At 67.2% G+C, this 23,210-nt stretch carries 24 protein-coding genes; 10 read left to right on the forward strand and 14 right to left on the reverse strand.

What is annotated here, in order from left to right; translation table 11 throughout:
- Nucleotides 1-471: 471 nt before the first annotated feature.
- The 3 genes from A5705_RS01915 to A5705_RS01925 all read right to left on the reverse strand — a co-directional run bounded on the left by A5705_RS01915 (nt 472) and on the right by A5705_RS01925 (nt 3,296).
- A complete protein-coding gene (locus A5705_RS01915; protein WP_067872619.1) occupies nt 472-1,143 on the reverse strand; it encodes a TetR/AcrR family transcriptional regulator in 672 nt (223 codons plus the stop codon).
- Between the two features lie 309 nt (nt 1,144-1,452).
- Nucleotides 1,453-1,770: a hypothetical protein gene (locus A5705_RS01920; RefSeq protein ID WP_068274916.1), complete on the reverse strand. Its 318-nt coding sequence runs from the start codon at nt 1,768-1,770 to the stop codon at nt 1,453-1,455.
- 203 nt (nt 1,771-1,973) lie between these two features.
- Nucleotides 1,974-3,296 (reverse strand): acyltransferase, encoded by a 1,323-nt coding sequence (locus tag A5705_RS01925; protein WP_068274919.1) that lies wholly within the window; start codon nt 3,294-3,296, stop codon nt 1,974-1,976.
- A 54-nt stretch (nt 3,297-3,350) separates the two neighbouring features.
- On the opposite strand from A5705_RS01925, the gene A5705_RS01930 reads away from it, so the two are divergent.
- The gene (locus tag A5705_RS01930; protein WP_068274922.1) at nt 3,351-4,322 is read left to right on the forward strand and encodes an aldo/keto reductase; all 972 of its coding nucleotides are present in this window, start codon (nt 3,351-3,353) and stop codon (nt 4,320-4,322) included.
- Between the two features lie 85 nt (nt 4,323-4,407).
- Here A5705_RS01930 and A5705_RS01935 read toward each other — a convergent pair whose 3' ends face one another.
- From A5705_RS01935 to A5705_RS01945, 3 genes are all read right to left on the reverse strand, one after another.
- Nucleotides 4,408-5,508: an NAD(P)-dependent oxidoreductase gene (locus A5705_RS01935; protein ID WP_068274924.1), complete on the reverse strand. Its 1,101-nt coding sequence runs from the start codon at nt 5,506-5,508 to the stop codon at nt 4,408-4,410.
- Nucleotides 5,509-5,514: 6 nt separating this feature from the next.
- Nucleotides 5,515-6,027 carry a nuclear transport factor 2 family protein gene (locus A5705_RS01940; RefSeq protein ID WP_369829587.1) on the reverse strand — a complete coding sequence of 171 codons (513 nt, stop codon included), beginning with the start codon at nt 6,025-6,027 and terminating at the stop codon, nt 5,515-5,517.
- A gap of 70 nt (nt 6,028-6,097) precedes the next feature.
- Complete coding sequence (locus A5705_RS01945; RefSeq protein WP_068274930.1) at nt 6,098-6,907, reverse strand: acyl-CoA thioesterase II; 810 nt, start codon at nt 6,905-6,907, stop codon at nt 6,098-6,100.
- A gap of 138 nt (nt 6,908-7,045) precedes the next feature.
- On the opposite strand from A5705_RS01945, the gene A5705_RS01950 reads away from it, so the two are divergent.
- The 5 genes from A5705_RS01950 (at nt 7,046) to A5705_RS01970 (ending at nt 11,771) form a co-directional block, all read left to right on the forward strand.
- Nucleotides 7,046-8,065: an NAD(P)-dependent alcohol dehydrogenase gene (locus A5705_RS01950; RefSeq protein ID WP_068274933.1), complete on the forward strand. Its 1,020-nt coding sequence runs from the start codon at nt 7,046-7,048 to the stop codon at nt 8,063-8,065.
- 165 nt (nt 8,066-8,230) lie between these two features.
- Nucleotides 8,231-9,478, forward strand: coding sequence for an acyl-CoA dehydrogenase family protein (locus A5705_RS01955; protein WP_068274937.1), 1,248 nt, complete (start codon nt 8,231-8,233; stop codon nt 9,476-9,478).
- Nucleotides 9,475-10,338 (forward strand): hypothetical protein, encoded by an 864-nt coding sequence (locus A5705_RS01960; protein WP_067872598.1) that lies wholly within the window; start codon nt 9,475-9,477, stop codon nt 10,336-10,338. Before A5705_RS01955 ends, A5705_RS01960 begins: the two co-directional genes overlap by 4 nt.
- A 231-nt stretch (nt 10,339-10,569) precedes the next feature.
- On the forward strand, nt 10,570-10,899 hold the full coding sequence (locus tag A5705_RS01965; RefSeq protein ID WP_082956243.1) for a DUF732 domain-containing protein: 330 nt from the start codon (nt 10,570-10,572) through the stop codon (nt 10,897-10,899).
- 89 nt (nt 10,900-10,988) lie between these two features.
- Nucleotides 10,989-11,771, forward strand: coding sequence for an SDR family oxidoreductase (locus A5705_RS01970; protein ID WP_067872591.1), 783 nt, complete (start codon nt 10,989-10,991; stop codon nt 11,769-11,771).
- 87 nt (nt 11,772-11,858) lie between these two features.
- Here A5705_RS01970 and A5705_RS01975 read toward each other — a convergent pair whose 3' ends face one another.
- From A5705_RS01975 to A5705_RS01990, 4 genes are all read right to left on the reverse strand, one after another.
- Nucleotides 11,859-14,756, reverse strand: a complete 2,898-nt coding sequence (locus tag A5705_RS01975; RefSeq protein ID WP_067872588.1) for an RND family transporter — start codon at nt 14,754-14,756, stop codon at nt 11,859-11,861.
- Nucleotides 14,753-15,169, reverse strand: coding sequence for an MmpS family transport accessory protein (locus tag A5705_RS01980; RefSeq protein WP_067872584.1), 417 nt, complete (start codon nt 15,167-15,169; stop codon nt 14,753-14,755). The genes A5705_RS01975 and A5705_RS01980 overlap by 4 nt, the downstream gene beginning before the upstream one ends.
- A gap of 285 nt (nt 15,170-15,454) precedes the next feature.
- On the reverse strand, nt 15,455-16,063 hold the full coding sequence (locus A5705_RS01985) for a TetR/AcrR family transcriptional regulator (RefSeq protein WP_067872898.1): 609 nt from the start codon (nt 16,061-16,063) through the stop codon (nt 15,455-15,457).
- A 128-nt stretch (nt 16,064-16,191) separates the two neighbouring features.
- Nucleotides 16,192-17,121 (reverse strand): alpha/beta hydrolase, encoded by a 930-nt coding sequence (locus A5705_RS01990; RefSeq protein WP_068274940.1) that lies wholly within the window; start codon nt 17,119-17,121, stop codon nt 16,192-16,194.
- 132 nt (nt 17,122-17,253) lie between these two features.
- Here A5705_RS01990 and A5705_RS01995 point away from each other — a divergent pair, with 132 nt between their 5' ends.
- Nucleotides 17,254-18,606 carry an aldehyde dehydrogenase gene (locus A5705_RS01995; RefSeq protein WP_068274989.1) on the forward strand — a complete coding sequence of 451 codons (1,353 nt, stop codon included), beginning with the start codon at nt 17,254-17,256 and terminating at the stop codon, nt 18,604-18,606.
- On the opposite strand, the gene A5705_RS02000 is transcribed toward A5705_RS01995, so the two are convergent.
- From A5705_RS02000 to A5705_RS02010, 3 genes are read right to left on the reverse strand one after another with little or no spacing between them, the layout of a single operon-like run.
- Nucleotides 18,599-19,249 (reverse strand): hypothetical protein, encoded by a 651-nt coding sequence (locus A5705_RS02000; RefSeq protein WP_068274943.1) that lies wholly within the window; start codon nt 19,247-19,249, stop codon nt 18,599-18,601. The genes A5705_RS01995 and A5705_RS02000 overlap by 8 nt on opposite strands.
- A complete protein-coding gene (locus A5705_RS02005) occupies nt 19,246-19,848 on the reverse strand; it encodes a methylated-DNA--[protein]-cysteine S-methyltransferase (protein WP_067872567.1) in 603 nt (200 codons plus the stop codon). The genes A5705_RS02000 and A5705_RS02005 overlap by 4 nt, the downstream gene beginning before the upstream one ends.
- Nucleotides 19,845-20,351, reverse strand: coding sequence for an RNA polymerase sigma factor (locus tag A5705_RS02010; protein WP_068274946.1), 507 nt, complete (start codon nt 20,349-20,351; stop codon nt 19,845-19,847). The genes A5705_RS02005 and A5705_RS02010 overlap by 4 nt, the downstream gene beginning before the upstream one ends.
- Nucleotides 20,352-20,491: 140 nt before the next feature.
- Between A5705_RS02010 and A5705_RS02015 the strand changes: the two genes are divergently transcribed.
- The 3 genes from A5705_RS02015 to A5705_RS02025 are packed head-to-tail and all read left to right on the forward strand — an operon-like array spanning nt 20,492 to nt 22,406.
- Complete coding sequence (locus A5705_RS02015) at nt 20,492-21,004, forward strand: methylated-DNA--[protein]-cysteine S-methyltransferase (protein WP_067872562.1); 513 nt, start codon at nt 20,492-20,494, stop codon at nt 21,002-21,004.
- On the forward strand, nt 21,004-21,717 hold the full coding sequence (locus tag A5705_RS02020; RefSeq protein ID WP_068274949.1) for a 2OG-Fe(II) oxygenase: 714 nt from the start codon (nt 21,004-21,006) through the stop codon (nt 21,715-21,717). Before A5705_RS02015 ends, A5705_RS02020 begins: the two co-directional genes overlap by 1 nt.
- A gap of 23 nt (nt 21,718-21,740) precedes the next feature.
- Nucleotides 21,741-22,406, forward strand: coding sequence for a nitroreductase family protein (locus tag A5705_RS02025; protein WP_068274991.1), 666 nt, complete (start codon nt 21,741-21,743; stop codon nt 22,404-22,406).
- A 12-nt stretch (nt 22,407-22,418) separates the two neighbouring features.
- On the opposite strand, the gene A5705_RS02030 is transcribed toward A5705_RS02025, so the two are convergent.
- Nucleotides 22,419-22,757 carry a cupin domain-containing protein gene (locus A5705_RS02030; protein ID WP_231982345.1) on the reverse strand — a complete coding sequence of 113 codons (339 nt, stop codon included), beginning with the start codon at nt 22,755-22,757 and terminating at the stop codon, nt 22,419-22,421.
- Nucleotides 22,758-23,210 lie beyond the last annotated feature (453 nt).

Raw genomic sequence — 23,210 nt, forward strand, 5'->3', positions numbered from 1 at the left:
CCGTGCCCGGCCGGATTTTCTCGAGCGCCCTGCTGCCGATCACATGGGAGGCGGTCATGGGCGCCGGCAATCGACGGGAGCCCGATTTCCCGGCTCGTTCGCAGCGCACCGCTTCCGCGAAAATCGGTTCGCCATAAGCCATCTCATTCCATGGGCGCGCGAAGAACACTTGCGGCGCAACCGTTTTTGGCGCAGCGCATCACTTCGCGCCCGACGCCGGTCCGCCGTCCCTGCCTCAATGCCGCATGACGTCCTCGCTTGCCCCACCCGGCAACTATGGCATTAGACCGTACGGTCAGTCAATAAACTCGGCGGTCGGCTGCCCGCAAACGAAATCCCCCGAAACGGCTGCGACGCCACCTGATCAACTCGGCGCCGCCACCGAGGGTCGTTGCGCGTCCTCAGCGTGGCCGGCTCGCGTTCGTTCGACGGCAATTACCTTCCGTTGCAGGGTATTCCGTCGCTGGCCGGTCAAGTTGTCGTGGGGCCTGCCGCGGCGAGGCTCTCGCGCACCACGGCTACCACCTCCGTGGCGGGGTTCGCCCAACGACTGAGCCCTAACCGGTCCAGCAGCAGCCCGCCGAGGAACACGTCGACGAAAGCCGCCCCGACTTGTTCGGGTGTCCGGGAATCAGCCGGGTGGAACCACACCCACATCCACTCGAGCGAGCCCCACAGCTGCAGGGCCGCCAGTTCGACGTCCACCGCCCGGAACACTCCGATCGCTATCCCGTTACGGATCTCGTCGATCGCAAGCGTTTGCAATTGATGACGTAACTTGCGGACCTGCTGCATCGCCGGATCATCCGACAACTGAACCACCTCACGCTGGCTCGCCACCGTCGCGTCGCGTTCGGTCACTTGCAGCAGTGCCGAGGCGTAAATGATCGCGGCGATGCGCTCGTGTGGCGCGGCCAGTCGGTCCCAAACCATCCGCAGCACGTCGAGCTGCCGGGCCAGATGGGTTTCTTCGAGCTCCCGCAACATCTGCGCTTTGGTTCCGAAGTGGTGAACTATCGTGCCCTTGGACATCCCGAGCTCATCGGCGATGTCGCCGATATTCGTTCTGTCATAACCACGTTCGGCGACGTAGCGGACAAACGCGTCGAGAATTTCGCCGCGTCTGCCAGGCGATCTGGGCATGTTGAACCCTTCGGCATGGACTAACCGTACGAACGGTCTATCATAATCCGCCGTCCGCCGAAACCCGTCCACCGTTTGTCCGGCCCGGCCGTCGTGTCGAAACTCCTCGAGAAGGGCATGCCGCCAAGGATTCCCGGCCGGCTCGACGAGGGCTGACGGCACCAAGGGGAAGCGCTGCGTCGGGGTGAGCCGGCCAGGGCCCGTGCCGGATCGCGAAAGGTCGCGCGAGCACGCTCGCTGGGCGGAGGCTCCCGGAAGGCTGGGGCGTCGGGAAACCTCAGGCTCGAAGCCGCCCGGTGGTCCGGCAGGTCAACAGGGCCTGAGACGCCCCGCCGCCGGTGCACCGTCCGGTGCGGTGATGACGTACATGTCGGCGCCGGGTGCGGACTTGATTTCGCCGGCGGCATAGACGGTCATGAGTTCCCTGCCATCGCCGTCCGCAACGCACACGTAGGTGTCGGTCTCGGCGTCGTATTCGAAGCTTTCCCAAGCCAATACGAACGCCAAGCAGTTGCCGTCGCGATCCGTGACGACAAGCTTGTGCACGCCCGACTCCTTCAAGAGTTCGGTGTCCTGCGCACGCTGCTGGGCTACCTCGTTGTTGTGGAGCGTAAGGCTGTTTAACATCTATGTACTCCCTTGGCGGCCTATCCCGATCCGGTCCAGCGCCAAATGACGCCGAACCTATCGGAAGTCTCCTCCGATATTTTCCGTCCGACCAGGGCATTAGGACCCCTCGAAGGGGGTCGTTGGTCGCCGGCCAACCAGAGTCGTTCCGTGTCGTCGAGCACGGTTGAGCGACGGCTCGGCCGGCTACCGCGGACCGAAGCTCACCCCGTCGCCGGTGCCGGATCGACCGCGCGCCGGCTGACCTTCGTCGGGCGAAGAGCCACCAGCAGCACCCCGACGGTGAAGACCGCCGCGGTCACCCACGGGAAACGCCCGTTCGGCGCGAAGCCGGTGTAGGCGAAGAAGTGCAGACCCATGGCGGCCAGTGCGGCACCGGTCAGCATGGACACTTCGCCCCAACGGGCCGTGACGGGCACGCCGAGCATGGGCAGTGGGGCCGCGAAGATGCGTCGTTGCCACCACAGCAACAGCAGTTCGAACGCCGTCACCACGCCGAGCATCACCACCCATTCGAGCCGGGCGAGCCACCACGCCCCGGATCCCTCCGGAGGCTGCGGCAGCAGGCCGGCCGGGTACGCGACGAGCGCGACGACGACGACCGGGATCATGTGCCAGAGGTACAGGGCCATCACATTGTTGTTCGCCACGGACAGCGCCCGCTTGACGAAACCGCCGCGCAACACGCGGTTGAGCGCGGGCGCCAGTGTCATCACCAAGCCGGCCTGTGCGCAGGCGAAGGCCAGCATCGCCACCGTCGGCGGCGTGGTGTTCTGAACCGCCTGGCCGGGAACGCCGATCATGCTGACCGGGTACCGCGCCACCCCGATCAACAGGGCCAGCGCGACCGCCGACGCGATCGCCAGCAGCGCCGGCCGGCGCCCGGCCAATAGCCCACCGTGCCAAGCGATTCCGAGTTGGTAGAGCGCACCCCAGCACAGGAGGTAATTCGGCCAGCCGACATACGGCACGTGGCCCGCGGTGGTCGCCACGTCGAGCACCGCAACCCCCACCGCCAGCACGGCCGGCACCAGGAGACCCCAACGCCGTTGTGCCGCAATGGCAATCGGCGTCAGCGACACCACCACCAGGTAAACGGCGAGAAACCAGAGGTGCATCGCCACCGCCCACCCCGCGTATTCGAGCACGGAGCCGGGCACGCCGACGGCCACCAAAGCCACCACGACCACCGAAACCAGCGCGATGTAGACCGCGGTCGGCCCGAGGACCCGGGCCAGTCGATGCCGAAGCCAGACCTCCCGCGAGAAACCCTCGGCGCCGCGTCGATGCGTCCAGGACACCGCGCCCGCGTAGCCGGCCGCCAGGAAAAACACCGGCACCGCTTGGAATATCCACGTCAGCCATTGCGTCCACGGCAGGTCGACGAGTGGGTTTTCCCGGCCGAAGGACCCGTCGTGATAGGTCACCGAACCGGCCAGCCAATGCCCCAGCACGATGAGGACCACGCCCGATGCGCGATAGAAGTCGACGGCCAGGTTGCGGGCCGGTCGCGCGGTGTCCGCCACGAGCGCAACCGTACCTGTCCCGTGGCTCGAAGTGGCTCGGCGCACAATGGGCCCATGAAACGGGCTCATCTCGCCGAACTCGAAGTTGGACGCCTGGGTCTGGGCGCGATGGGCATGTCGGTCGCCTATGCCGGTGCCGGCAGCGACGACGCCGAAGCGATCCGAACCATCCACCGCGCCATCGACCTTGGCGTCACGCTGATCGACACCGCGGAGGTCTACGGCCCGTACGTGAACGAAGAACTCGTCGCCCGCGCGCTGCGGGGCCGGCGTGATCAGGTGGTGCTGGCAACCAAGTTCGGCCTGATCTCCCACACCGGCCGAGACGGCCTCGACAGCAGCCCCGCCAACATCCGCATCGCCGTGGACGGGTCGCTGCAGAGGCTCGCGACCGACCACATCGACCTCTACTACCAGCACCGCCTGGACCGCGGCACCCCGATCGAGGACACGATCGGAGCGCTGACCGAGCTGGTGGCCGCCGGAAAGGTCCGCCACATCGGTCTTTCCGAAGTCGGCGTCAACACGATTCGGCGCGCCCACGCGGTGCACCCCATCACCGCCGTGCAGTCCGAATACTCGCTGTGGACCCGAGACCCCGAGGATGGGGTGCTCGAGGTCCTGCGTGAGCTCGGGATCGGGTTCGTCGCCTACTCGCCGCTGGGCCGCGGGTTCCTCACCGGCGCGATCCGCTCCACCGCGGAACTTCCCGACTCCGACTACCGCAAGACCAATCCCCGGTTCTTCGACGAGAACTTTGCGCACAACCTCAAGTGCGCCGACGAGGTGCGCGACATCGCCGCCGACGCGGGCGTCACGCCGGCTCAGGTCGCGCTGGCCTGGCTGCTGGCGAAAGGGCCTGACATCGTGCCCATTCCGGGAACCAAGAGGGTGACGAGGCTCGAGGAGAACGTCGCGGCCGATACCGTGCAGCTCACCCCCGGCCAACTGGAGCGCCTCGACCGGCTCACCCCGCCCGTCGGCGGCCACCACGCCGCGGCGCAGATGGGCTGGATCGACCGCTAGTCGCCATCCGCACGAAGCCGTGATCGGCGCCAAAGAAAGGCCACGGAAGGCCACGGAAGGCCAGGGTCTCCTTCGGTTCGCCGGGTCAGTCCGTCCCGGCCAGCGCCCCCGAGCCGTATTTCTTCTCGATCAGCCCCCAGGGGTCGGCATAGGGGCCGCGGCGCTCTGCTCGGCGCTGCAGCTCGAGAGCGGCGCGCATGAGCGGCCGCAATATCGGGCCGAGCGCCCGCAGCACGACGCGCTGGCGGCCCTGCGACTCGGCGATCCACGCCAGGGTCTGGTGCCAGTCGTGCTCTTGAAAGTCGAGCAGTGCCTGCGCTTCGGTGGTGTCGTACCAGCCGGTGAAGCTCCAGCCGCGGTCGTCGCAGGGGTCGCCGGGCAGACTCGCCGACGGACCCAGCCGGCCCAGGCCGGCGGCGGCCATCAGGTCGTCCCCGAGGTCGCGTTGCAGCATCACATACGATTGGTTGCCACCGATGAGCAGCGCCTTGCCCGCGATCGTCGCTTCGCGATCGACCCCGTTGGCGAACGCCAGCGCCACGTCACGCGCGTCCACCGCGTGCATCCGGTTGTCGCCCGGCATCGAGCGCAGCAGGGTCAGGTAGTCGCCGTTGATTTCGGCCTGCGTGTCCGGCGAGATGATCCCGCCCAATCGGTACAGCGCATACGGCAGACCGCTCGCCCGGATCGCCGCCTCGGCCAGCACCTTGTCCTCGCCATATTGATCGATCGGCTGCACCGGGGTGTCCGGGGTGATCCGCTCCGGGTGGCGGTAGGGGTTGCGCGAGCCGTACACGGCGGCGCTGGACGCCATCAGGAACAGCGGGGGACGGGGCAGCGTCGCGGCCGCCGCCAGCAGATTCTCCGTGCCGCCCACGTTGACGCGGCGCGCCAGCGCCGGATTGCGATACGACGGCGGTGAGACGATGGCGGCGAGGTGAACGATCGCGCCGGGCCGATGGGTCGCGACCAGATCGCGCACCGCCTCGGCGTCCAACAGGTCGACGTAGGCCGGTATCAGCGCACCGGCGGTCCTGGCCGCGGCCAATTCGTCGTGGGCCGCAACGGTTTTGTCGTTGCGGAGGTCCATCGCCACGACGGTTCGTCCCCGCTCGAGCAGGAGCTGCGTGCATCGCTTACCGACCTGGCCGAACGCCCCGGTGATGAGAATGATGCCAACGGTCATCGACGCCTACCGTTCGATCATCCGGGCGGCGAGCTTGGCAGCCACCCGCCGGATCCGGTCGGAAATGTACACCGAGAACACCGGGGTCACGATGTCCTCCCGCAGCCGGGTCAGCTTGGAGCTCCTGATAAGCCATTGCCCGGCGACGTTCTGGTAGGTCTCGTGGTAGTGGCCGTAGCCGACCAGGCTCACCCCCGGGCCGAAACGCACCACATCCTGCAGGGCCCACACGCCGCGCGCCGTCGTCGCCGACGTCAGCTCGATCTCGGGCGCGTGCACCTGATGGGCGGTCGCCTGCGCGGGGCGCCCGATGCCCCGGCGGGTGAACGCCACGAAATCGTCGGCGCCGACAACCACCTTGCCGCCGGCCTCGGACGTGTCGCTGAGGAAGTCATCGGTGAACAGGGAGCGCCACGCCGCCCAGTCCTTGGCGTCGAGGTACCGGCAGTAGCGGGCCTTGAGCCCCTTGATTTCCTCGATGGCCAGCAGGGTGGTCACGTTGTCTTCGGTGGTCTGCATCATTGCGGCTCGATTCCGGTCGACCAGCGGTTCCGCCGAGCGTGACACTTCACGCCGAAACTGTAACCCGTCAACCTTTGAAGTAGACGATCTGATGGGTGGTGGCCAACAGGACGCCGTCCCGGGTCCAGACTTGTGCGCTTTGGTCGAAGTAGCCGCCGGAGAAGCGGTTGGCGTGGGCGGTGGCCAACACGAAGTCACCGCCGAGGGCGTCGAGTTGGGGTTGATCGGCGAGAAAATAGGTCGTCAGGGAGATCGTGCCTGCCGGCAGGACACCGCCACGGCGCAGGAACACCCGCGGGTAGAAGACGTCACACAGCGCGGCCAGCGCCGGATAGTCGACGGGGCGTTGCGCTTTGTCGCGCACCCACAATGTCGTCGTCGACGAGGGGCTGGGCTGTCCGTCCGCCCCGGGGAGCGGGCCGTCGACGAACCGCATGTCGTAGAGCTCCGACCAGACGACGACGTGGCCCATGCCGGTGGCTGTGATCGATTCCGGCGGCGGCGCGCTCGGCGGCGGCGCCTGGGTGTCAGCCCAGCTGTCGCGGGCGGTCGCGAACACCGCCGTCGCCGTGGCCTTGGCTTCTCCCTCCTGAGTGAGCTCGACGTTCCAGTGCTGATTGGTTCGGTTGGTGCGCACGGCCCGCAGTGCGAGGTCGAAGTCGCCGTCGGCGACGGGTGCCGCGTAGTTGACCGTCAACGCCAACGGCTCACCGATGCGGTCGGGATGCGTTTCGATGGCCCGCACCATGGCGGCCGCGGTAATGCCGCCGAACGGGCCCACCATGTTCGCCCACTCCGGATGGGTCCTGCCGCGCCTGACGCCGGCGTCGGTCAGGTCGAGATGGACCGCGTGGTCAAACGGGTGCGTGCCGGTCATGCCGATTCCTTGATCGCCATAGCATCGGGCGGTAATCGCACAGCGATGCGGGTCGACGGCAGATTACTTGCCGGCAAGCGTGGCCGCTAGATTGGGGGCCTCGGCCGAGCCGCGCGTAGGTGAGGAGGCGGGTCTCGCATGAGCGTTCCGGATCGCCAGCGAGCGATGGTGATGAACACTCCCGGCGCGCCCTTGGAGGTCGTCGACAGGCCGGTCGGTGAACCCGGTCCGGGGCAGGCGCTGGTCAGGGTGCGGGCCTCGAGCCTGAACTTTCACGACAACATCAACCTGATGGGGTTGCTCCCCGGCCCGTGGCCCCGCGTGCCGATGAGCGACGGCGCCGGGGAAGTGGTGGCGCTCGGACCCGCGGTCGACTGGCCGCAGGTGGGGGACCGGGTGATGGGGACGTTTCACCCCGAGTGGCTCGATGGGCCGCCGACACCGGAGTCCAAACGGGTGCTGCCCGGCGACACCGAGGACGGGTGGCTGCAGCAGTACCGCGTCGCCGACGCGTCGGGACTGGTGCGCACGCCCACACATCTCAGCGACCTCGAAGCCGCGACTGTGCCCTGCGCGGGCGTGACGGCGTGGAGTGCGCTGAGGGAAGCCCACATCGGCGAAGGCGACGTCGTGGTCACCCAGGGCACCGGTGGGGTCTCGCTGTTCACGGTCCAGCTCGCCAAGGAGCTGGGCGCCACCGTGATTCTGACGTCGTCGTCCGACGAGAAGCTGAAGGTCGGAAAGGAGCTGGGCGCAACGCATCTCGTCAACTATCGCGCTACCCCGAGCTGGGAGACCGAGGTCAAGCGGCTGACCGGTGGGAGAGGCGCCGACCTGATCGTCGAGCTCGGCGGGCCCGCCACCCTGGCGCAGTCGGTGCATTCGGCGAGGGTGGGTGGCACGGTCGCCGTGATCGGCGTGCTGACCGGATTCGACACCGCGCCCGTCTCGGTCGCGGAAGTGATGCTCAACAATCTGCGGATCGTCGGGATCACGGTGGGCAGCGTGCGCGCGCACCGGGAGTTGTGCGAGTTCATGTCGGATGCGGGCATCAAGCCGCATATCAGCCATGTCTTCGACTGGGAGAAGCTCGAAGACGCGCTGGCGGTGATGCGGGCCGGCCAGCACGTCGGCAAGATCGCGCTCACCATCCCCTGACCACCTGAGTGAAAGGAAAGGCGCTGACGGCGCTCATCCGCGCGCGGTGCAGCCGAACGCGTCCTAGGGGAGACCTGTACAGTCATCAGGCGGTGCTGTACAGTCGCCCAGCACGAGCTCGAGGAGGCCATTGGCGATGACGCGCAGGCGAATTCGGGGCCGCCGGTGAGTGGCGAGTCGGTCCGGGACTTCCGCGGCCGGGCCAGAGCCTGGTTGTCCGAGAACCTGCCGAGGCTGGACTCGGGGGACGCGATGATCCTCGAGCGCGACGAGCTGTCGTCCTGGCGGCGCGCCCGCGAACTGCAACGGAAGTTGTACGACGGGGGATTCGCCGGCATCTGCTTTCCGCGGGAGTACGGGGGGCTGGGGCTGGGCTACGAGTACAAGAAGGCGTTCGACGCGGAGGCCGTCGCCTATGAGACGCCGCTGTTGCTCAACGTCCCGTCCTTCGCCATCTGCTGCGCGACGATCCTCGACATGGGCAGCGAGGAGCAGAAGCGGGCCCACATCCGGGCGGCGCTGCGCGGCGACGAAGTGCTCGTCCAGCTGTTGTCGGAACCCAGCGGCGGCTCGGACCTCGCGGGTGTGATCACCCGCGCCGACCGCCGGGGCGGACGCTGGATCATCAACGGCGCCAAGACGTGGAGCACCTGGGCGTTCGCCGCCGACTATGGCCTGTGCCTGGCCCGAACCGATTGGGAGGCGCCCAAACACAACGGCCTGACGATGTTCCTGGTACCGCTCCGGCACGCCGGGGTGACGATCAACCGCATCCGCCAGGTCAACGGTTCGGTCGAATTCTGCGAAGAGTTCTTCGACGACGTCGACGTGGGCGACGACGCCGTGGTCGGGGAGCCGGGCAAGGGGTGGGACGTCGCCTCCCGACAGCTCTACCACGAGCGGCGCACCATGGGCGACGGATCGGAGTACACCAGCGGCCCCGGAATCGCTGAGGCCGAGGACATTTCGATCGACCTGATGTCGTTGGTCGACGCGACGAACCAGGCCGACAGCGCACGGGCCCGGGAGATGGTCGGCCGGGCCCTGGTGCACCGGGCGGTGCAGAAGCAACTCAGCGAGCACGTCTTCCACGCCGTCGTCGGCGGGTCGCTGCCACCCGCCGCGGGGTCGATCATCAGGCTGGGCATGGCCGCGGCCCACGACGTCGAGAACGACACCGCCCACGCCATCGCCGGCCCGGCGGCCGTGGTCGAGGACGACGCGGGGCTGCTCGACGTCGGCACGCGCTACCTGGGCCGTCAGATCGCCAGCATCGGGGGCGGAACGACGGAGATGGCGCGCAACGTGATCGGCGAGCGGGTGTTGAACTTCCCGCGCGAGTACGCCGCCGATCGCGATGTGCCGTTCAACCAGGTGCGCCGGGGCAAAACCGCAGAGGGAGGCCACAAGTGAGCGATCAACCGCGCGACATCCGCGAGCTGGCCGACGACACCGACGCCTATCGCGACGAATTGTTCCGGCGCTGGACCGGTCTGCTCAGCTACCGCTACATCGGCCGCAACCACTCGTCCATGAACGAGGGCGAAACCGACGACACCGTCACCATTCGCCGCGACATGCGCAACGAGGCCGGCGGTCTCATGGTGGCGCCGCTGGCGATCTCCTCGCCGGAGGGCTGTCAGACCGACATGGTCGCGGTGCCCAACCCGGTCATCGCGTCGGTCCAGATCGTCGACCCCGGCTACGACGTCACCAGAATCGAGATCGTCGGGTCCGGCATAGTGCACCAGGGCCGGACCATGGGCTACGGGCGGTGCACGATCGTGGACGCCGACAATCGCGACCGCGTGATCGCCTTCAACGAGGGCCAGGGAGCGGTGATCGGTGTCCCCCCGGAAGGCCTTGGCAAGATGGATGTTTCGGGCACGGAGCTGGTGATCGAGGACTCTCCCGACCTGCCGCCGCTGTGGCAGGCTTTCGGCGCCGGCAAGCGCGGCGACGGACATTGGGTGCTGCCCGCCCTGAGCGCCGAGCTCGCGTCGCCGGACGCCGCGCTGCACATCGGGCCCCAGCACGTCGTGCTCGAAGCCGCGGCGACCGACCTCGCCGCCGAGGTCGCCGGAACCCGGAAGGTGCAGGTCATCAGCTGGCACGTCATGTTCATGTCCCGCGGCAAGGTGGGTCCCTTCCGCGTGGAAGGCACGGCGCACGGCGGGCACGGGCGCGTCGGCGTGCGCATGCTGCTGCACGATGAGGGGAACGCGGACAGGGCCATCACCTCCGCAGCGGCGATCTTCGACGTCGTCGGCTGACTTCCGTCAATCGCCTCCGCGACGCTGGCTGAAGTTCACCGAAATACAAAGCGAACGGTTAGTAAAAACTCGGGCGCGGTCAGGCCCAATGATCATTGCCATTAGATACCATTGATGCCTGAAACGATCGACAGTAAAAACTATGCGGGGTTTGAATTGCGCCTCGCTTGTCGACCCGAGTTGATGTGAAGCCTCGAAAGTGATGGGGGATAACGGATGAAGCACCGCGAGATGACGAAGAAAATTTCCGCGTGCACGTTCGGCGCGCTGCTGGCTGTCGTGCTGGTGCCGGCGGGTGCCGCACACGCCGACCAGACCGACCAGGATTTCACCAACTTCCTGCAGTCGCACGGCATCAACCTCGGTAGCCCGTCCCAGACCGTGAATATGGCGCACGTGATGTGCAAAGATCTCGACGCCGGCTACACCGAGAAGGACGAGGTGGACCAGTTCACCGGGGCGCATCGGCTGAACCAGGACCAAGCCCAGATGTTCGTGGGTGCGGCCACCGCGGACTACTGCCCGTCGCACCACCCCGCCAGTAATCCGGCCAAAAAGTAGCCGCAGCCGCACTCGGCCGCGCCCTGGCCATACGCCTGCATGCATATGTATGGTGCAATCCGACGCACCGACATGACAGGAGAAGACCAGTGGCAGAACGCTTGGCGGGAAAGGTCGCCCTGATCAGCGGCGGTGCGCGGGGGATGGGCGCCTCGCACGTGCGGACGCTGGTCGCCGAGGGCGCCAAGGTGGTATTCGGCGACATCCTCGACGACGAGGGCAAGGCCGTCGCGGCCGAGCTCGGTGACGCGGTTCGCTACGTACACCTGGACGTCACGAAACCCGAGCAATGGGACTCCGCCGTGGCCACCGCCTTGAGCGAGTTCGGCGGGATCGACGTGCTGGTGAACAACGCCGGCATCCTGAACATCGGCACCATCGAGGACTACGAACTCTCCGAGTGGCACAAGATTCTCGACGTCAACCTGACCGGCGTGTTCCTCGGGATCCGCGCCGTCGCGAAACCGATGAAGGACGCCGGCCGCGGGTCGATCATCAACATCTCCTCGATCGAGGGCATGGCAGGCACCATCGCCTGCCATGGTTACACCGCAACCAAATTCGCGGTCCGGGGGCTGACCAAATCGGTGGCACTCGAACTCGGGCCGAGCGGGATCAGGGTGAACTCGATTCACCCCGGGCTCATCAAGACGCCGATGACCGAGTGGGTCCCCGAGGACATCTTCCACACCGCGCTGGGCCGAATCGCCCAGCCCAGGGAGGTCTCCAACCTCGTGGTGTACCTGGCCAGCGACGAATCGAGTTATTCGACCGGCTCCGAGTTCGTCGTCGACGGCGGCACCACCGCCGGGCTGGCGCACAAGGACTTCTCCGCGGTCGATGCCAGCCAGCAGCCCGAGTGGGTCACGTAGGCCGGACCCACATCGAAACTGCGTCCAGCGCTACAAAATTGGGGTCAAGCACGCGCTGTGCGCAGGCTCGGCGCGTCGTCACCTAGGTCAGGGCGCCACCGCGAAAGATTCGCGCTCCTTGACCGGCGCGGGCCAGGGCGACGGCACCGGCCGCTGCCGCACCCGTTGTGGCCACCAGAACCACTTGCCCAGCAGCGCCGCGATCGACGGCGTCATCAGCGACCGGACGATCAGCGTGTCGAACAGCAGTCCCAGGCCGATGGTGGTGCCGACCTGGCCGATGACGGTGAGCTCGCTGACCGCCATCGTCATCATGGTGAACGCGAACACCAGTCCGGCCGAGGTGACCACGGATCCCGTCCCACCCATCGCCCGGATGATTCCGGTGTTCAGCCCCGCGTGGATCTCTTCCTTGAACCGCGACACCAGCAACAGGTTGTAGTCGGCACCGACGGCCAGCAGGATGATGACGGACATCGCCAGGACCATCCAGTGCAATTCGATGCCGATCAGGTGCTGCCAGATGAGCACCGACAGCCCGAAGGACGCCCCGAGGGAAAGCAGCACGGTGCCCACGATGACCGCCGAGGCCACGACGCTTCGCGTGATGATCAGCATGATGATGAAAATCAGGCACAGCGAGGCGATTCCGGCGATCAGCAGGTCATAGTTGCTGCCGTCCTGCATGTCCTTGTAGGTCGCCGCGGTTCCCCCGAGATAGATCGTGGAGCCCTCCAGCGGCGTGCCCTTGAGCGCTTCGTAGGTCGCCTTCTTGATCGCATCGATGTGCGAAATGCCCTCCGGCGTCATCGGATCGCCGTCATGGCTGATGATGAACCGCACCGCGTGGCCGTCGGGCGGCAGGAAGTTCTTCATGCCCTTCTTGAACTCGGCGTTGTTGAAGGTCTCCGGGGGCAGGTAGAAGGAGTCGTCGTTCTTCGACGCGTCGAACGCCTTGCCCATGGCGTTGGAGTTCTTCTGCGCCTCGTTTTGCTGATCCTGCAGACCCTTTTGGGTCGAATACATGGTCAGCATCGTCGTTTTCATGGCCCGCATGTTCTCGATCATGGCGGGCATCAGGGCCACCATCTGGGGCATCAGTGTGTCGAGATGGTCCATGACGGGCAGCAGGCTCTGGATGTCATCGGTCATCGTGTCGATGCCGTCGAGGGCATCGAAGACCGAGCGCAGCGAAAAGCACACGGGGATGTCGTAGCAATGCTTTTCCCAGTAGAAGTAGCTGCGGATGGGCCGGAAGAAGTCCTCGAAATCTGCCATGTGCTGGCGTAATTCGTTGATATCAATGGTCATCTCGTGCATCTTGCGGACCATGATGTGCATGCTGTCGGCCATCTGCGCCGTGATGCTCTGCATCTTCTCCATGCTGTCGATGGTGGTTTGCATCATGTCGGCCTGGTGCAGCATGTCGGCCATCTGATCCGCTTGGTACTTCTGATTCATCTGCTGGGAGACACCCTGCATGCTGATCTGGAACGGGATCGAGGTGTGCTCGATCGGCGTGCCCTGCGGTCGGGTGATCGCCTGCACGCGTGAGATTCCGGGCACCCGGAAGATCGCCTTGGCGACCTTGTCGATCACCAGGAAGTCGGCGGAATTGCGCAGGTCGTGGTCACTTTCGATCATCAGCAGCTCGGGATTCATCCGCGCATTCGAGAAATGCCGGTCGGCTGCCGCGTAGCCGGCGTTCGCCGGTAGATCGGCGGGCAGGTATTTGCGGTCGTTGTAGTTGGTCCGGTACCCGGGCAGCGTCAGCAGGCCGACGAGCGCGATCGCGATGGTCACGATCAGAACCGGGCCCGGCCACCGGACGACGACGGCGCCGATCTTGCGCCAGCCGCGGATGCGCTGCGCCCGCCTGGGCTCGAGCGTCTGGCGGAAGCGCGAAGCCACCGAGATCACCGCGGGGCCCAGCGTCAGGGCCGCCGCGACCACCACGACCATGCCGATGGCCAACGGGATGCCCAGCGTCTGGAAGTAGGGCAGGTTGGTGAAGTGCAGGCAGAACGTCGCGCCCGCGATGGTCAGTCCCGATCCGGCCACCACGTGAGCGGTGCCGCCAAACATCGTGTAATACGCGTCTTCTCGCGATTCGCCGATTGACCTGGCTTCCTGATATCGCCCGATCAGGAAGATCGCATAGTCCGTGGCGGCCGCGATCGCCAGCGTTACCAACAGGTTCGTGGCGAAGGTGGAGAGCCCGATGATGTTGTAGTAGCCGAGGAAGGCCACCATTCCACGGGCGGCGGCGAGTTCGAGTACGACCATCACCAACGTGAGCAACACCGTCACGATGGATCGGTAGACCATCAGCAGCATCGCGATGATCACGACGAACGTGACGGTGGTGATCACCTGCAGGCTACGGTCGCCGGCGATGTGCTGATCCGCCTGCACGGCCGCGGGCCCGGTGACGTAGGCCTTGACCCCGTTGGGCGCGCGCACGCTCTTGACGATGTCCTGCACCGACTCGACCGACTCGTTGGCCAGGGCCTCGCCCTGGTTGCCGGCGAGATAGACCTGGACGTAGGCGGCCTTGCCGTCGTTGCTCTGGACGCCCGCACCACTGAGTGGATCGCTCCACATGTCCTGGACGTGTTCCACGTGTTTGGTGTCGGCGTCGAGCTTTTTGACCAGCTGGTCGTAGTAGGCATGAGCGTCCGCGCCCAACGGATTCTGGCCTTCGAGGACGATCATGACCGAGCTGTTGGACTTGTATTCGTGAAACACCTCGCCCATGTGCTTCGTCGCGATGACCGATTGCGCGTCGTCCGGGCTCATCGAGACCGAGCGCATCTTCCCGACCTCGTCCAGCTGCGGGACGACCGTGTTGAGCACCGCGATGACGGCGATCCAGCCCAGAACGATGGGTACGGCGAATCGTCGGATGATCCGCGGAATCGCCGGGCGCCCGGCGTGCCTGGCGATGGGCAAGGTGTCGGTCGGGTGTTCAGCGTTCGCGCTCATGCGGATTTCACCAAGCAAAAGGTCAGGGCGTGCACGCCGTCGGTTATGTTCTCGTCCTTGACTTCGTCGTCGATGGTGATGCGGCAGCCGAGGCGGTCACCATCGCTTTGTGCCGAGAGGTTGGGGAAGACCGAGGGGGCGGTCGTGCTGAGGACCAGCGTCCAGGGGAGCGGCGCATCGTCGACGCGCTTGGGGTCGGCCGACAGGTCCAGGTAGTTCACGTTGGCGTGACTGGCCGAGCCGAAGATCTCGTATTTGACGACCTTGGGCTTGAAGGGCTTGGAATCATCTTGCCGCGGGCTCGTCAACGGTCCTGCGTTCTCGGCCACGAAGAACGACTTGACCCGCATCACGGCGAAGCCGCCGATCACCACCACCGCCACGATCAACAGCGGCAGCCACGCGTTGCGCATCACCTTCGATAGCTGCACCTACGTGGATTCCTTTCCTCGTCGCCCAACCGTGGCGGTCGCCGTCGAGCGGACACCGGATCCAATGCCCCGGCTGGGGTCGCCGCAATCTCCTTGCGCCCCAATGCGTTCGGAGATTGTCGTGATCCACGCGGGTGCGGACGTCGGGCGCTGGGATGCCTGCCGGCGCGTCGCCGAGCCCCCGTCCCGTCCCACCAGAGCATGATACACCGGCTGCACAGATTGCAGTCAATGCAAAAAGGTGATCTAGCTAACTGTTTAGGCTGTCTAGTTGCTAAAGATGCTGTTGACCAGCGCGGCGGCACTGTCGACGTACGGCATCGGCGTGTCTTCGGCATCCTTCGGCTCGCCACCCGCCCAGCGCTCGATGCCGGAGCGCACCGCCGTCAACGCCAGTGCCGCGATCAACGCGGGGATCTCGTCGTCGGGGCGCATGGCCTGGCGGCGCGCGACGATGTCGGTCAGCTGGTTCTGGAACCGTTCCAGCTCGGCAAGGAACGCCGCCAGGACCGCGGGGCTGCTTTTGGCGAGCTCCAGGCAGCCGGCCGCCTGTTCGCGCCGCGGGGGCGTGTCGCGCAGGTGGTGCGCCGCGAGGGTGATCAGCTCCGACAGCACCACGCGATACGGGGCGGGGCCGGCGGCGACGAAATCCTCGGCCAGCTCGGCCGGTAGGTCCGAGGGACCGTAGGCGATAGCGGACTCCTTGGTGGGGAAGTAGTTAAAGAACGTGCGCGTCGAAATCCCCGCCTCGACGCAGATGGCATCGATGGTCACCTTGTCGAAGCCGCGTTCCAGCGCCAGGCGCACCGCGGCGTCACGGATGTCCGCGCTGGTCTGGCGGTGACGCCGCTCGCGGAGACCCATCTGTTTCATCATGACACCCATAGTTGCACAAAACGCAAACTTTGCAGTCGACATCCTACGGCTCCGCTCGCCGACGCGGGATGCGCCGTGGTCGCGGCGCCCTACCGGTCGGCCCGAAAAGCGTTACCTGCCAAAGTATCTCACCGACCCGGTGGGGCCAGGGCGTCGCGCAGGTGATCGCATTGACTGGCGAAGAATTTCACCGAAACCGGTGCCTTGTCCGCGATTTGGTCGAAGGCGTGAAACGCGCCCGGGACGATCTCCTGGTGCACGGGAACGCCCGCCTCCCGTAGCCGTCGCGCGTAGTCGAGGCACTCCCGGTAGAACAGGTCCAACGTCCCGACCCCGATCCAGGCCGGTGCGAGGCCGGAGAGATCTTCGCGCCGCGCCGGCGCCGCCTCGGCGGGGTCCGCGCCGTTCAGGTACCACCGCCACGCCTGCTGGTTGTCGGTTTCGGTCCACATGAGCCGCTTGTGTCCGCCGCTATCTGCGCCGGTGCGGTCGTCGAGCATCGGGTACACCAGCATCTGAAAGGCAAGGTTGACGTCGTCGCGATCGTGAGCGCGCTGCGCCACGGCCGCCGCGAAATGTCCGCCGGCGCTGGCCCCGCCGACCGCGACGAGGTCGGCGTCGACCCAGGATTGCCGCGCCAGCCACCGCAGCGCCGCGTAGCAATCCTCGACCGGGATCGGGTAGGGGTGCTCGGGGGCCAGCCGATGCTCCACCGCGGCCACCGCCACGCCGGTGACATGCGACAGCTTCCGCAGGAACTTGTCGTCCTGTGCGGCGTGGCCCATGACCGTGCCGCCGCCGTGGATCCACAGCATCGCCGGCGCCCTCGCGGGAAGGCCGGCCGGACGATGCAGCCGGACCGTGACGTGCTCGTCGACCGCGGCCACCGGGACGTTACGGATCCGGCCCGCGTTGCCCATCAGGTTCATGAGCCTGCGCTGGACTTTGTAGCCGCGATGCAGGGCATAACCGCGGGGCAGGAACCGGGCCGCCTTGCGCAGACCGGGATCCAACGCCTGCCGTGACGTGAACTCGTTCCCGGCGAATGTGCTTGCCATTGCGTGCTTCCTGGTCCCGTGGCCGGCCCCCGCTGACCATACATGACGCGGAAACTGTCGATGGGTATTCGCCGGATTGCCTTCGACGCGCAGAGGGTAAACCGAAACGTGGCTTCGACCCTGACCAAGATCATCAGCGTCCTGGACCCGCGCACCGGCGACACCGTGACGCAGGTCCCCATCGCGGAGCCGGCCGACTGCGATGACGCGATCCGGCGCGCCGCGGAGGCCGCCCCCGCCTGGGCGCGCAGCCCTGCGGCCGAACGGGCCGCCGCGATCGCCGCGGCGGCGGCCGACGTCCGCGCCGCCGCCCGCGAACTCGCGGAACTCAACGAGCGTGAGACCGGCAAACTGCGCGACGACGCCCTCGGCGGCGTGGACGCCGGGGTCGGCGCTCTCATGCAGTACGCCCAGCTCGGGCCGTTGCACCGCGGGCGCAGCCTGCAGGGCGGGTGGTCGGCGACCGATCTGATGGTTCCCCAGCCGCGCGGCGTGGTCGCGGTGCTGACGCCGTGGAACGATCCGGTGGCCGTGGCCGCCGGGCTGCTCGGGGCGGCGCTGGTGACCGGGAACACCGTCGTCCACAAGCCCAGCGAGCGCTGCCCGCAGACGGGTCGGCGATTCGCCGAGCTGCTGGCCGCCCAGCTGCCCGACGGGGTGCTGCAGATCGTGGACGGCGACGGAACGGTCGGTGCCCGACTGGCGGAGTCGGAGCGCGTCGACGTGGTAGCGCACGTGGGTAGCAGCGCGACCGGCCGAGCGATCGCCCGCGCCTGCGCCGAACGCGGCGCCAAGGCGCTGCTGGAGAACGGCGGCAACGACGCCTTGATCGTCGATGCCGACGTCGACCCCGGCTGGGCGGCCGGCCAGGCCGCACTGGGCGCCTTCGCCAACGCCGGTCAGATCTGCGTGTCGGTGGAACGCATCTATGCCGTCGAATCGATCGCCGACGCGTTCGTCGGCGCATTGGCCGACGAGGCGGCGTCGTGGGCCGAGCGGATCGGGCCGCTGGTCGACGAGCGTCATCGCGACCAGGTGCACGCGCACGTCGAGGAGGCGGTCCGGCGCGGCGCCCACGTCTTGGCCGGCGGCGAACCGCGGCCGGGGCCGGGCGCCTTCTATCCGCCCACCGTGCTGACCGACTGCACGCCCGCCATGCTGGTGATGAGCGAGGAGACGTTCGGTCCGGTCGCACCGGTGCGAATGGTGTCCGATTTCGCCGCCGCCCTGGCCGAGGCGGCCGACGATCGCTACGGGCTGGCCGCGACCGTGCTGACCGGCGATATGGCGCACGCGAAGGAGGCGTGGCACAGCCTGCCGGTGGGCACCGTCAAGATCAACAACGTGTTCGGTGGCGCCCCCGGGGGCGCGTCCCAGCCGCGCCGGGCCAGCGGCACCGGGTTCGGCTTCGGTCCCGAGCTGCTGGACGAGATGACCACGATGAAGGTGGTGCACTGGTCGCCTGCGGCCGGCGCACCTACGTGAGAAACACTTTGCCGGTTGCCCTTTCGGCGCGCTCGTCGATCTGGACCGGGTAGCCGGCACGCAGGATCTCCACCGTGGAGGGCGGGGTGAGCGCCGTCGCGGCGCCGGCTCTAGGGCGTGCCGGGATATCCGCATAGATGTTCGCGCGCCGGTCCCAGATCGCGAGGCGGTCGCCGACGACGACCGCCGGTCCCCGCTCGGTCATGACGAAGACTCCGTCGGGCAGGCTGCCCCAGGCGGCGCGATGATGGGTCACGCCGATCCGCTCGCGATGCAGCTGCGTATCCATGTCCTTGGCGTAAGGGATTGCGCCGCCGTGGGTTTCGGCCCAGAGCGTCCGGTACTGGCTGTATGAACTATGTCGGCATTCTGCGCACGGGCGGTGACCGGCGGCCAGCGCGACGGCCTCGTCCAGGAAGAACAGCGGCGTATACCGATTCGGCTCCCACTGCGCGACGCGACGGCCTCGGAAGGACAGGGCGCAGGTGATCCAGGTCTTGTGCTGATGATTGCGCAGGATTTCGCGGGCGCCGCGACCCTCGTGCAAGCGACCGCGGTTGCCCATCCACGCGCCACGGCCCGGCGCGGAAATGATGTCGCCCATGGGCGAGACCCGGTTGCGGGCCGGCCCGCCCGTCGTCATCGGCTCCGCTCGAGATCCAGCAGGACACGCTTGGCGGCGGTACCGCCGCGATAGGCGCCGATCGTTCCGTCGGAACGGACCACCCGGTGGCACGGCACGAAAATGGGAATCGGGTTGGTCGCGCACGCCGTGCCGACCGCGCGCACGGCCCTGGGGGAGCCCGACAGTCCGGCCAGGGTGCCATAGCTGGCGGTCTGCCCGTAGCCGACGTCGACGCTGAGGTGTTCGAGAACCGTGCGCCGGAAACCTTGGGACAGCGACCAGTCCAGCGCGATGTCGAAGCGGCGGCGACGCCCGCTGAGGTATTCGTCGAGTTGTCGCGCAACGGGATCCAGCCGGGTGGGCGACTCGAGCACCCGCGGGCTGATGCGCTGCGCTAGGTCCTGCAGCACGCCGGCGCGGTCCTCGTTGGCGAACGCCACCCGCAGCAGCCCTCGGGGGGTTGCCGCCAACAGCAGCGGCCCCACGGCGGAATCCACTGTACGGTAAGCGATGTCGAGGAGGTCGCCGGCCTGGGCGTCGCATTCCAGCCGCGCGTGCAGGCGCCGAAGGTGGTCGCGGTCGACGGGGTAGTGCTTGGTCAGATCGGGTGTGCTCATTCGTGGTTCCTTGTGGTGTCGAGGCGGGGATAGGTGCGTCGGAGAGTGGCGATCCCGTCGGCTGCGGCCCGCCGGGCGGCGGCGACAGTGCCGCCGAGAATGGCGGCGATGTCGGAATAGGGGAGGCCGGCCAGGTAGTGGTAGGCCACCGCCTGCCGCTGCTTGGGGGGCAGCGCACCCACCGCGGCGTCAAGGTCGAGATCGTGGGTGTCGGCCAGCTCGCGGGCGGGGGACTCGGGGGGATCGGCGAGCGGGACGGCCCGCCGCGACGTCGCACGGGCCACGTCGATGGCTTTGCGGTGCGCGATCGTCACAAGCCACGCCTCGATGTTGGCGTCGCCCGGCAGCTGCGGATAGGCCTTCAAGGCGGCCAGGAACGTGTCCGACCAGGCGTCGTCGGCGTCGGCGTGACCGACCACCGCCCGAACGACCCGCAACACCGTGGCACCGTGGCGGACCACCACGGCCTCGAACGGCGGTTTGACGTGCCGAGGGACATTCACCGTTCGTGGTTCCTCCCTGACATTCAGCGACTCTTACTGGGAAGACGCCGGCGCGTTGTCGAATGTGAGAAGCGGATGCAACGAATCTAGAGCTCACGTTTCACGGGTGCTCATCGTTTACCGTGAAAGGAGGTTGGACGATGCGAACACGACACACGAAGATCGATAGCCCAGTCGGCGAGCTGACTTTGGTCGCCGGCGATGGCGCTCTGACGGGTGTGTATTTCCGGCACCACTGGCATCCGCCTACGGCGGAGGCGCTGGGGCGGTACGTCGGGCCCGGCGCCGACACCCTGGTCGATGAGACGGCCGAGCAGCTGCGCGAGTACCTGAGCGGCAAGCGCATTCGGTTCGATCTGCCCGTCGACCTGGCCGGGGACCCGCGTCAACGGCGAATCTGGGCACTGCTGCTCGACATTGGATACGGCGAGACGAGCACCTATGGCGCGCTGGCCGCGAAACTGTCCGACGGCACCACCGCCTACGAAGTCGGCCAAGCGGTGGGCCGCAACCCGCTGAGCATCGTGGTCCCGTGCCATCGGGTGGTCGGAAAGAACGGCGCACTCACCGGTTATGCGGGCGGTCTGAAGCGCAAGCGATTCCTGCTCGACCTGGAGGCACCGATACCCGCGGCGGCGGGCAGATTGTTCTGATGCCGTCGAAGTGGGACCGGCGAGTGGACGCCGCGGACTGGGAGGCGGTCGCCGCCGATATGAATGACGTTGGCGGCGCGCTGCTTCCGCAGCTGATGACCCCTAACGAGTGCGCGGCGATGCTTGCTCTCTACCGCGACGACGGGCTGTTTCGCGCCACCGTCGACATGACGCGCCACCGCTACGGGCAGGGTGAATACCGCTATTTCAAGCGGCCCTACCCGCGCCCCGTCGAAGAGCTCAAGCAGGCGCTCTACCCCCGGCTCTTGCCCATCGCTCGCGACTGGTGGACCAAGCTGCGCCGCGAGCCACCCTGGCCCGACACCCTCGACGAGTGGCTGGACATATGCCATCGCGCCGGCCAAACCAAACCCACGGCCCTGCTGCTCAAGTACGGGCCGGGTGACTGGAACGCGCTGCATCGAGACCTCTACGGGGACCTCATCTTTCCGCTGCAGGTCGTCATCAATCTGAACGAGCCGGGCGTGGCGCACACCGGCGGTGAGTTCCTGCTCGTCGAGCAGCGGCCGCGCGCGCAGTCCCGCGGCACCGCGGTCACGTTGCCGCAGGGGCACGGCTACGTCTTCACGACCAGGGAGCGGCCGGTCCGCTCGACCCGTGGATGGTCGGCCGCCCCGGTGCGCCATGGGGTTTCGGTGGTCCGTTCCGGTGAGCGCTGCACGCTCGGCTTGATCTTCCACGACGCCGCCTGAGGGTCTGCGGCACGATGGTGCTCATGGAGCTCTACGACGTCATGCGATCCACGCCCGCCGTACGCGAATTCACCGACGACCCGCTTCCCGATGACGTGCTCGCGCGCATACTCGACAACGCCCGGTTTGCGCCAACCGGCGGCAATCGGCAGGGCGTGCGCGTCATCGTGCTTCGCGACGAAAGGATCCGGGCGGCCCTGGCCGACCTCGGGCTGCCCGCCGCCCGCCGCTACACCGCGCAGCTCGCGCACGGTGAGTCGCCGTGGAATCCGTTGCAGCCGAGCCGCGTCGACGCGTCGACGATCGATGCGACGGAGCCGCCCGCGCAGATGTCGGCCCCGATTCGCAAGGCGCCGGTGGTGCTGGTGATCTGCCTGGACCTTGCCGTCGTCGCCGCCACCGATCAGGACCTCGATCGCGTCGGCGTGGTGGGCGGGGCCTCGGTGTACCCGTTCGTGTGGAACGTGTTGCTGGCAGCGCGCAATGAGGGCTACGGCGGGGTGTTGACCACGATGGCCGTGGCCGAGGAGCCACGCGTCAAGGAGCTGCTCGGAGTGCCCGAACCGTACGCCATCGCCGCGGTCGTGCCGCTGGGCAAGCCGGTGCGGCAGGTGACGAAGCTGCGGCGGCGGCCGGTTGGGGAACTCGCGACGCGCGAGCGCTTCGACGGGGCACCGTTCAGCGGCTGAATCGGTTCTGGGTCACGAGAAGGGGCAGCCAGGATTTGCGGCATCCTCGGCCAGGGGTTTTCCCGACGGGAGGACGTAGATGATCTCCAAGATCACCGGCGTTGCGCCGAGATTGCGGCCAAGATGCACGTGTTCGGGCCCCGCGGGTTCGTTGATCGTGTCCCCCGGGTTGTAGACCCCGTCGACCGAGCAGTTGGCCGAGTAGTGGGTGAGTGTCCCCTGCTTGATCGCGCCGACCAAGCTGCCGTCGTGGAAATGCCAGCCTGTGCTACCGCCCGGGGCGATGGTGGTTTCGCGGATGACGAAATCTCTGCCATCCTCCGAGGACTGGTTCAGCGTGAGCGAACTCACTCCACTATCGGGTGTCGCGACGCATTCGCCGGGCCGTGTGATGACCGAAAGTGCGACGACAAGTGGGAAAACACCTACGGTGCGTGCGCGCATCACCACGGTCCCTTCTCTTCGGACACCGCCGCCTGCGGGTTTCGTCCCATCAGAGCAATGAACCGTCGTGGTGTCCAGTGCTGGCCTGCACCCGGAAACGGCTGGATAAACCCCTGACCACCTGCGATATCAGCGTTGACCCTCCTGATCTGTCGGGCGCGCGCGAACGGCTCGTCGCGGTACTGCTATGCTGAGCAGAACGTTGGCTGTCTCACTCGATGGCCAGCACGTCGTGAAACGCTTCTTCATCCTTCCGGCGCCCGCCCCGATCCAGTGGCTGACGCACTGAATCCGGCGCAGTTCGTATCGCGGCGATCGATTTTGCCCACCGGCAATCTCGCCACCCTGTGCTGACAGTCG

Source organism: Mycobacterium sp. E787 (genome assembly GCF_001668725.1).
Classification (GTDB): Bacteria; Actinomycetota; Actinomycetes; order Mycobacteriales; family Mycobacteriaceae; genus Mycobacterium.

Bases quoted from the DNA above. Each gene is read 5' to 3' on its own strand.
- A5705_RS01945 (WP_068274930.1), bottom strand. From the start codon at position 6,907: ATGACCGGCACGCACCCGTTTGACCACGCGGTCCATCTCGACCTGACC.
- A5705_RS01950 (WP_068274933.1), top strand. From the start codon at position 7,046: ATGAGCGTTCCGGATCGCCAGCGAGCGATGGTGATGAACACTCCCGGC.
- A5705_RS01965 (WP_082956243.1), top strand. From the start codon at position 10,570: ATGACGAAGAAAATTTCCGCGTGCACGTTCGGCGCGCTGCTGGCTGTC.
- A5705_RS01990 (WP_068274940.1), bottom strand. From the start codon at position 17,121: ATGGCAAGCACATTCGCCGGGAACGAGTTCACGTCACGGCAGGCGTTG.
- A5705_RS01940 (WP_369829587.1), bottom strand. From the start codon at position 6,027: ATGCAGACCACCGAAGACAACGTGACCACCCTGCTGGCCATCGAGGAA.
- A5705_RS01915 (WP_067872619.1), bottom strand. From the start codon at position 1,143: ATGCCCAGATCGCCTGGCAGACGCGGCGAAATTCTCGACGCGTTTGTC.
- A5705_RS01920 (WP_068274916.1), bottom strand. From the start codon at position 1,770: ATGTTAAACAGCCTTACGCTCCACAACAACGAGGTAGCCCAGCAGCGT.
- A5705_RS01980 (WP_067872584.1), bottom strand. From the start codon at position 15,169: ATGCGCAACGCGTGGCTGCCGCTGTTGATCGTGGCGGTGGTGGTGATC.
- A5705_RS01935 (WP_068274924.1), bottom strand. From the start codon at position 5,508: ATGACCGTTGGCATCATTCTCATCACCGGGGCGTTCGGCCAGGTCGGT.
- A5705_RS02015 (WP_067872562.1), top strand. From the start codon at position 20,492: ATGCGAACACGACACACGAAGATCGATAGCCCAGTCGGCGAGCTGACT.
- A5705_RS02025 (WP_068274991.1), top strand. From the start codon at position 21,741: ATGGAGCTCTACGACGTCATGCGATCCACGCCCGCCGTACGCGAATTC.
- A5705_RS02000 (WP_068274943.1), bottom strand. From the start codon at position 19,249: ATGACGACGGGCGGGCCGGCCCGCAACCGGGTCTCGCCCATGGGCGAC.
- A5705_RS01975 (WP_067872588.1), bottom strand. From the start codon at position 14,756: ATGAGCGCGAACGCTGAACACCCGACCGACACCTTGCCCATCGCCAGG.
- A5705_RS02020 (WP_068274949.1), top strand. From the start codon at position 21,004: ATGCCGTCGAAGTGGGACCGGCGAGTGGACGCCGCGGACTGGGAGGCG.
- A5705_RS01985 (WP_067872898.1), bottom strand. From the start codon at position 16,063: ATGATGAAACAGATGGGTCTCCGCGAGCGGCGTCACCGCCAGACCAGC.
- A5705_RS02005 (WP_067872567.1), bottom strand. From the start codon at position 19,848: ATGAGCACACCCGATCTGACCAAGCACTACCCCGTCGACCGCGACCAC.
- A5705_RS01930 (WP_068274922.1), top strand. From the start codon at position 3,351: ATGAAACGGGCTCATCTCGCCGAACTCGAAGTTGGACGCCTGGGTCTG.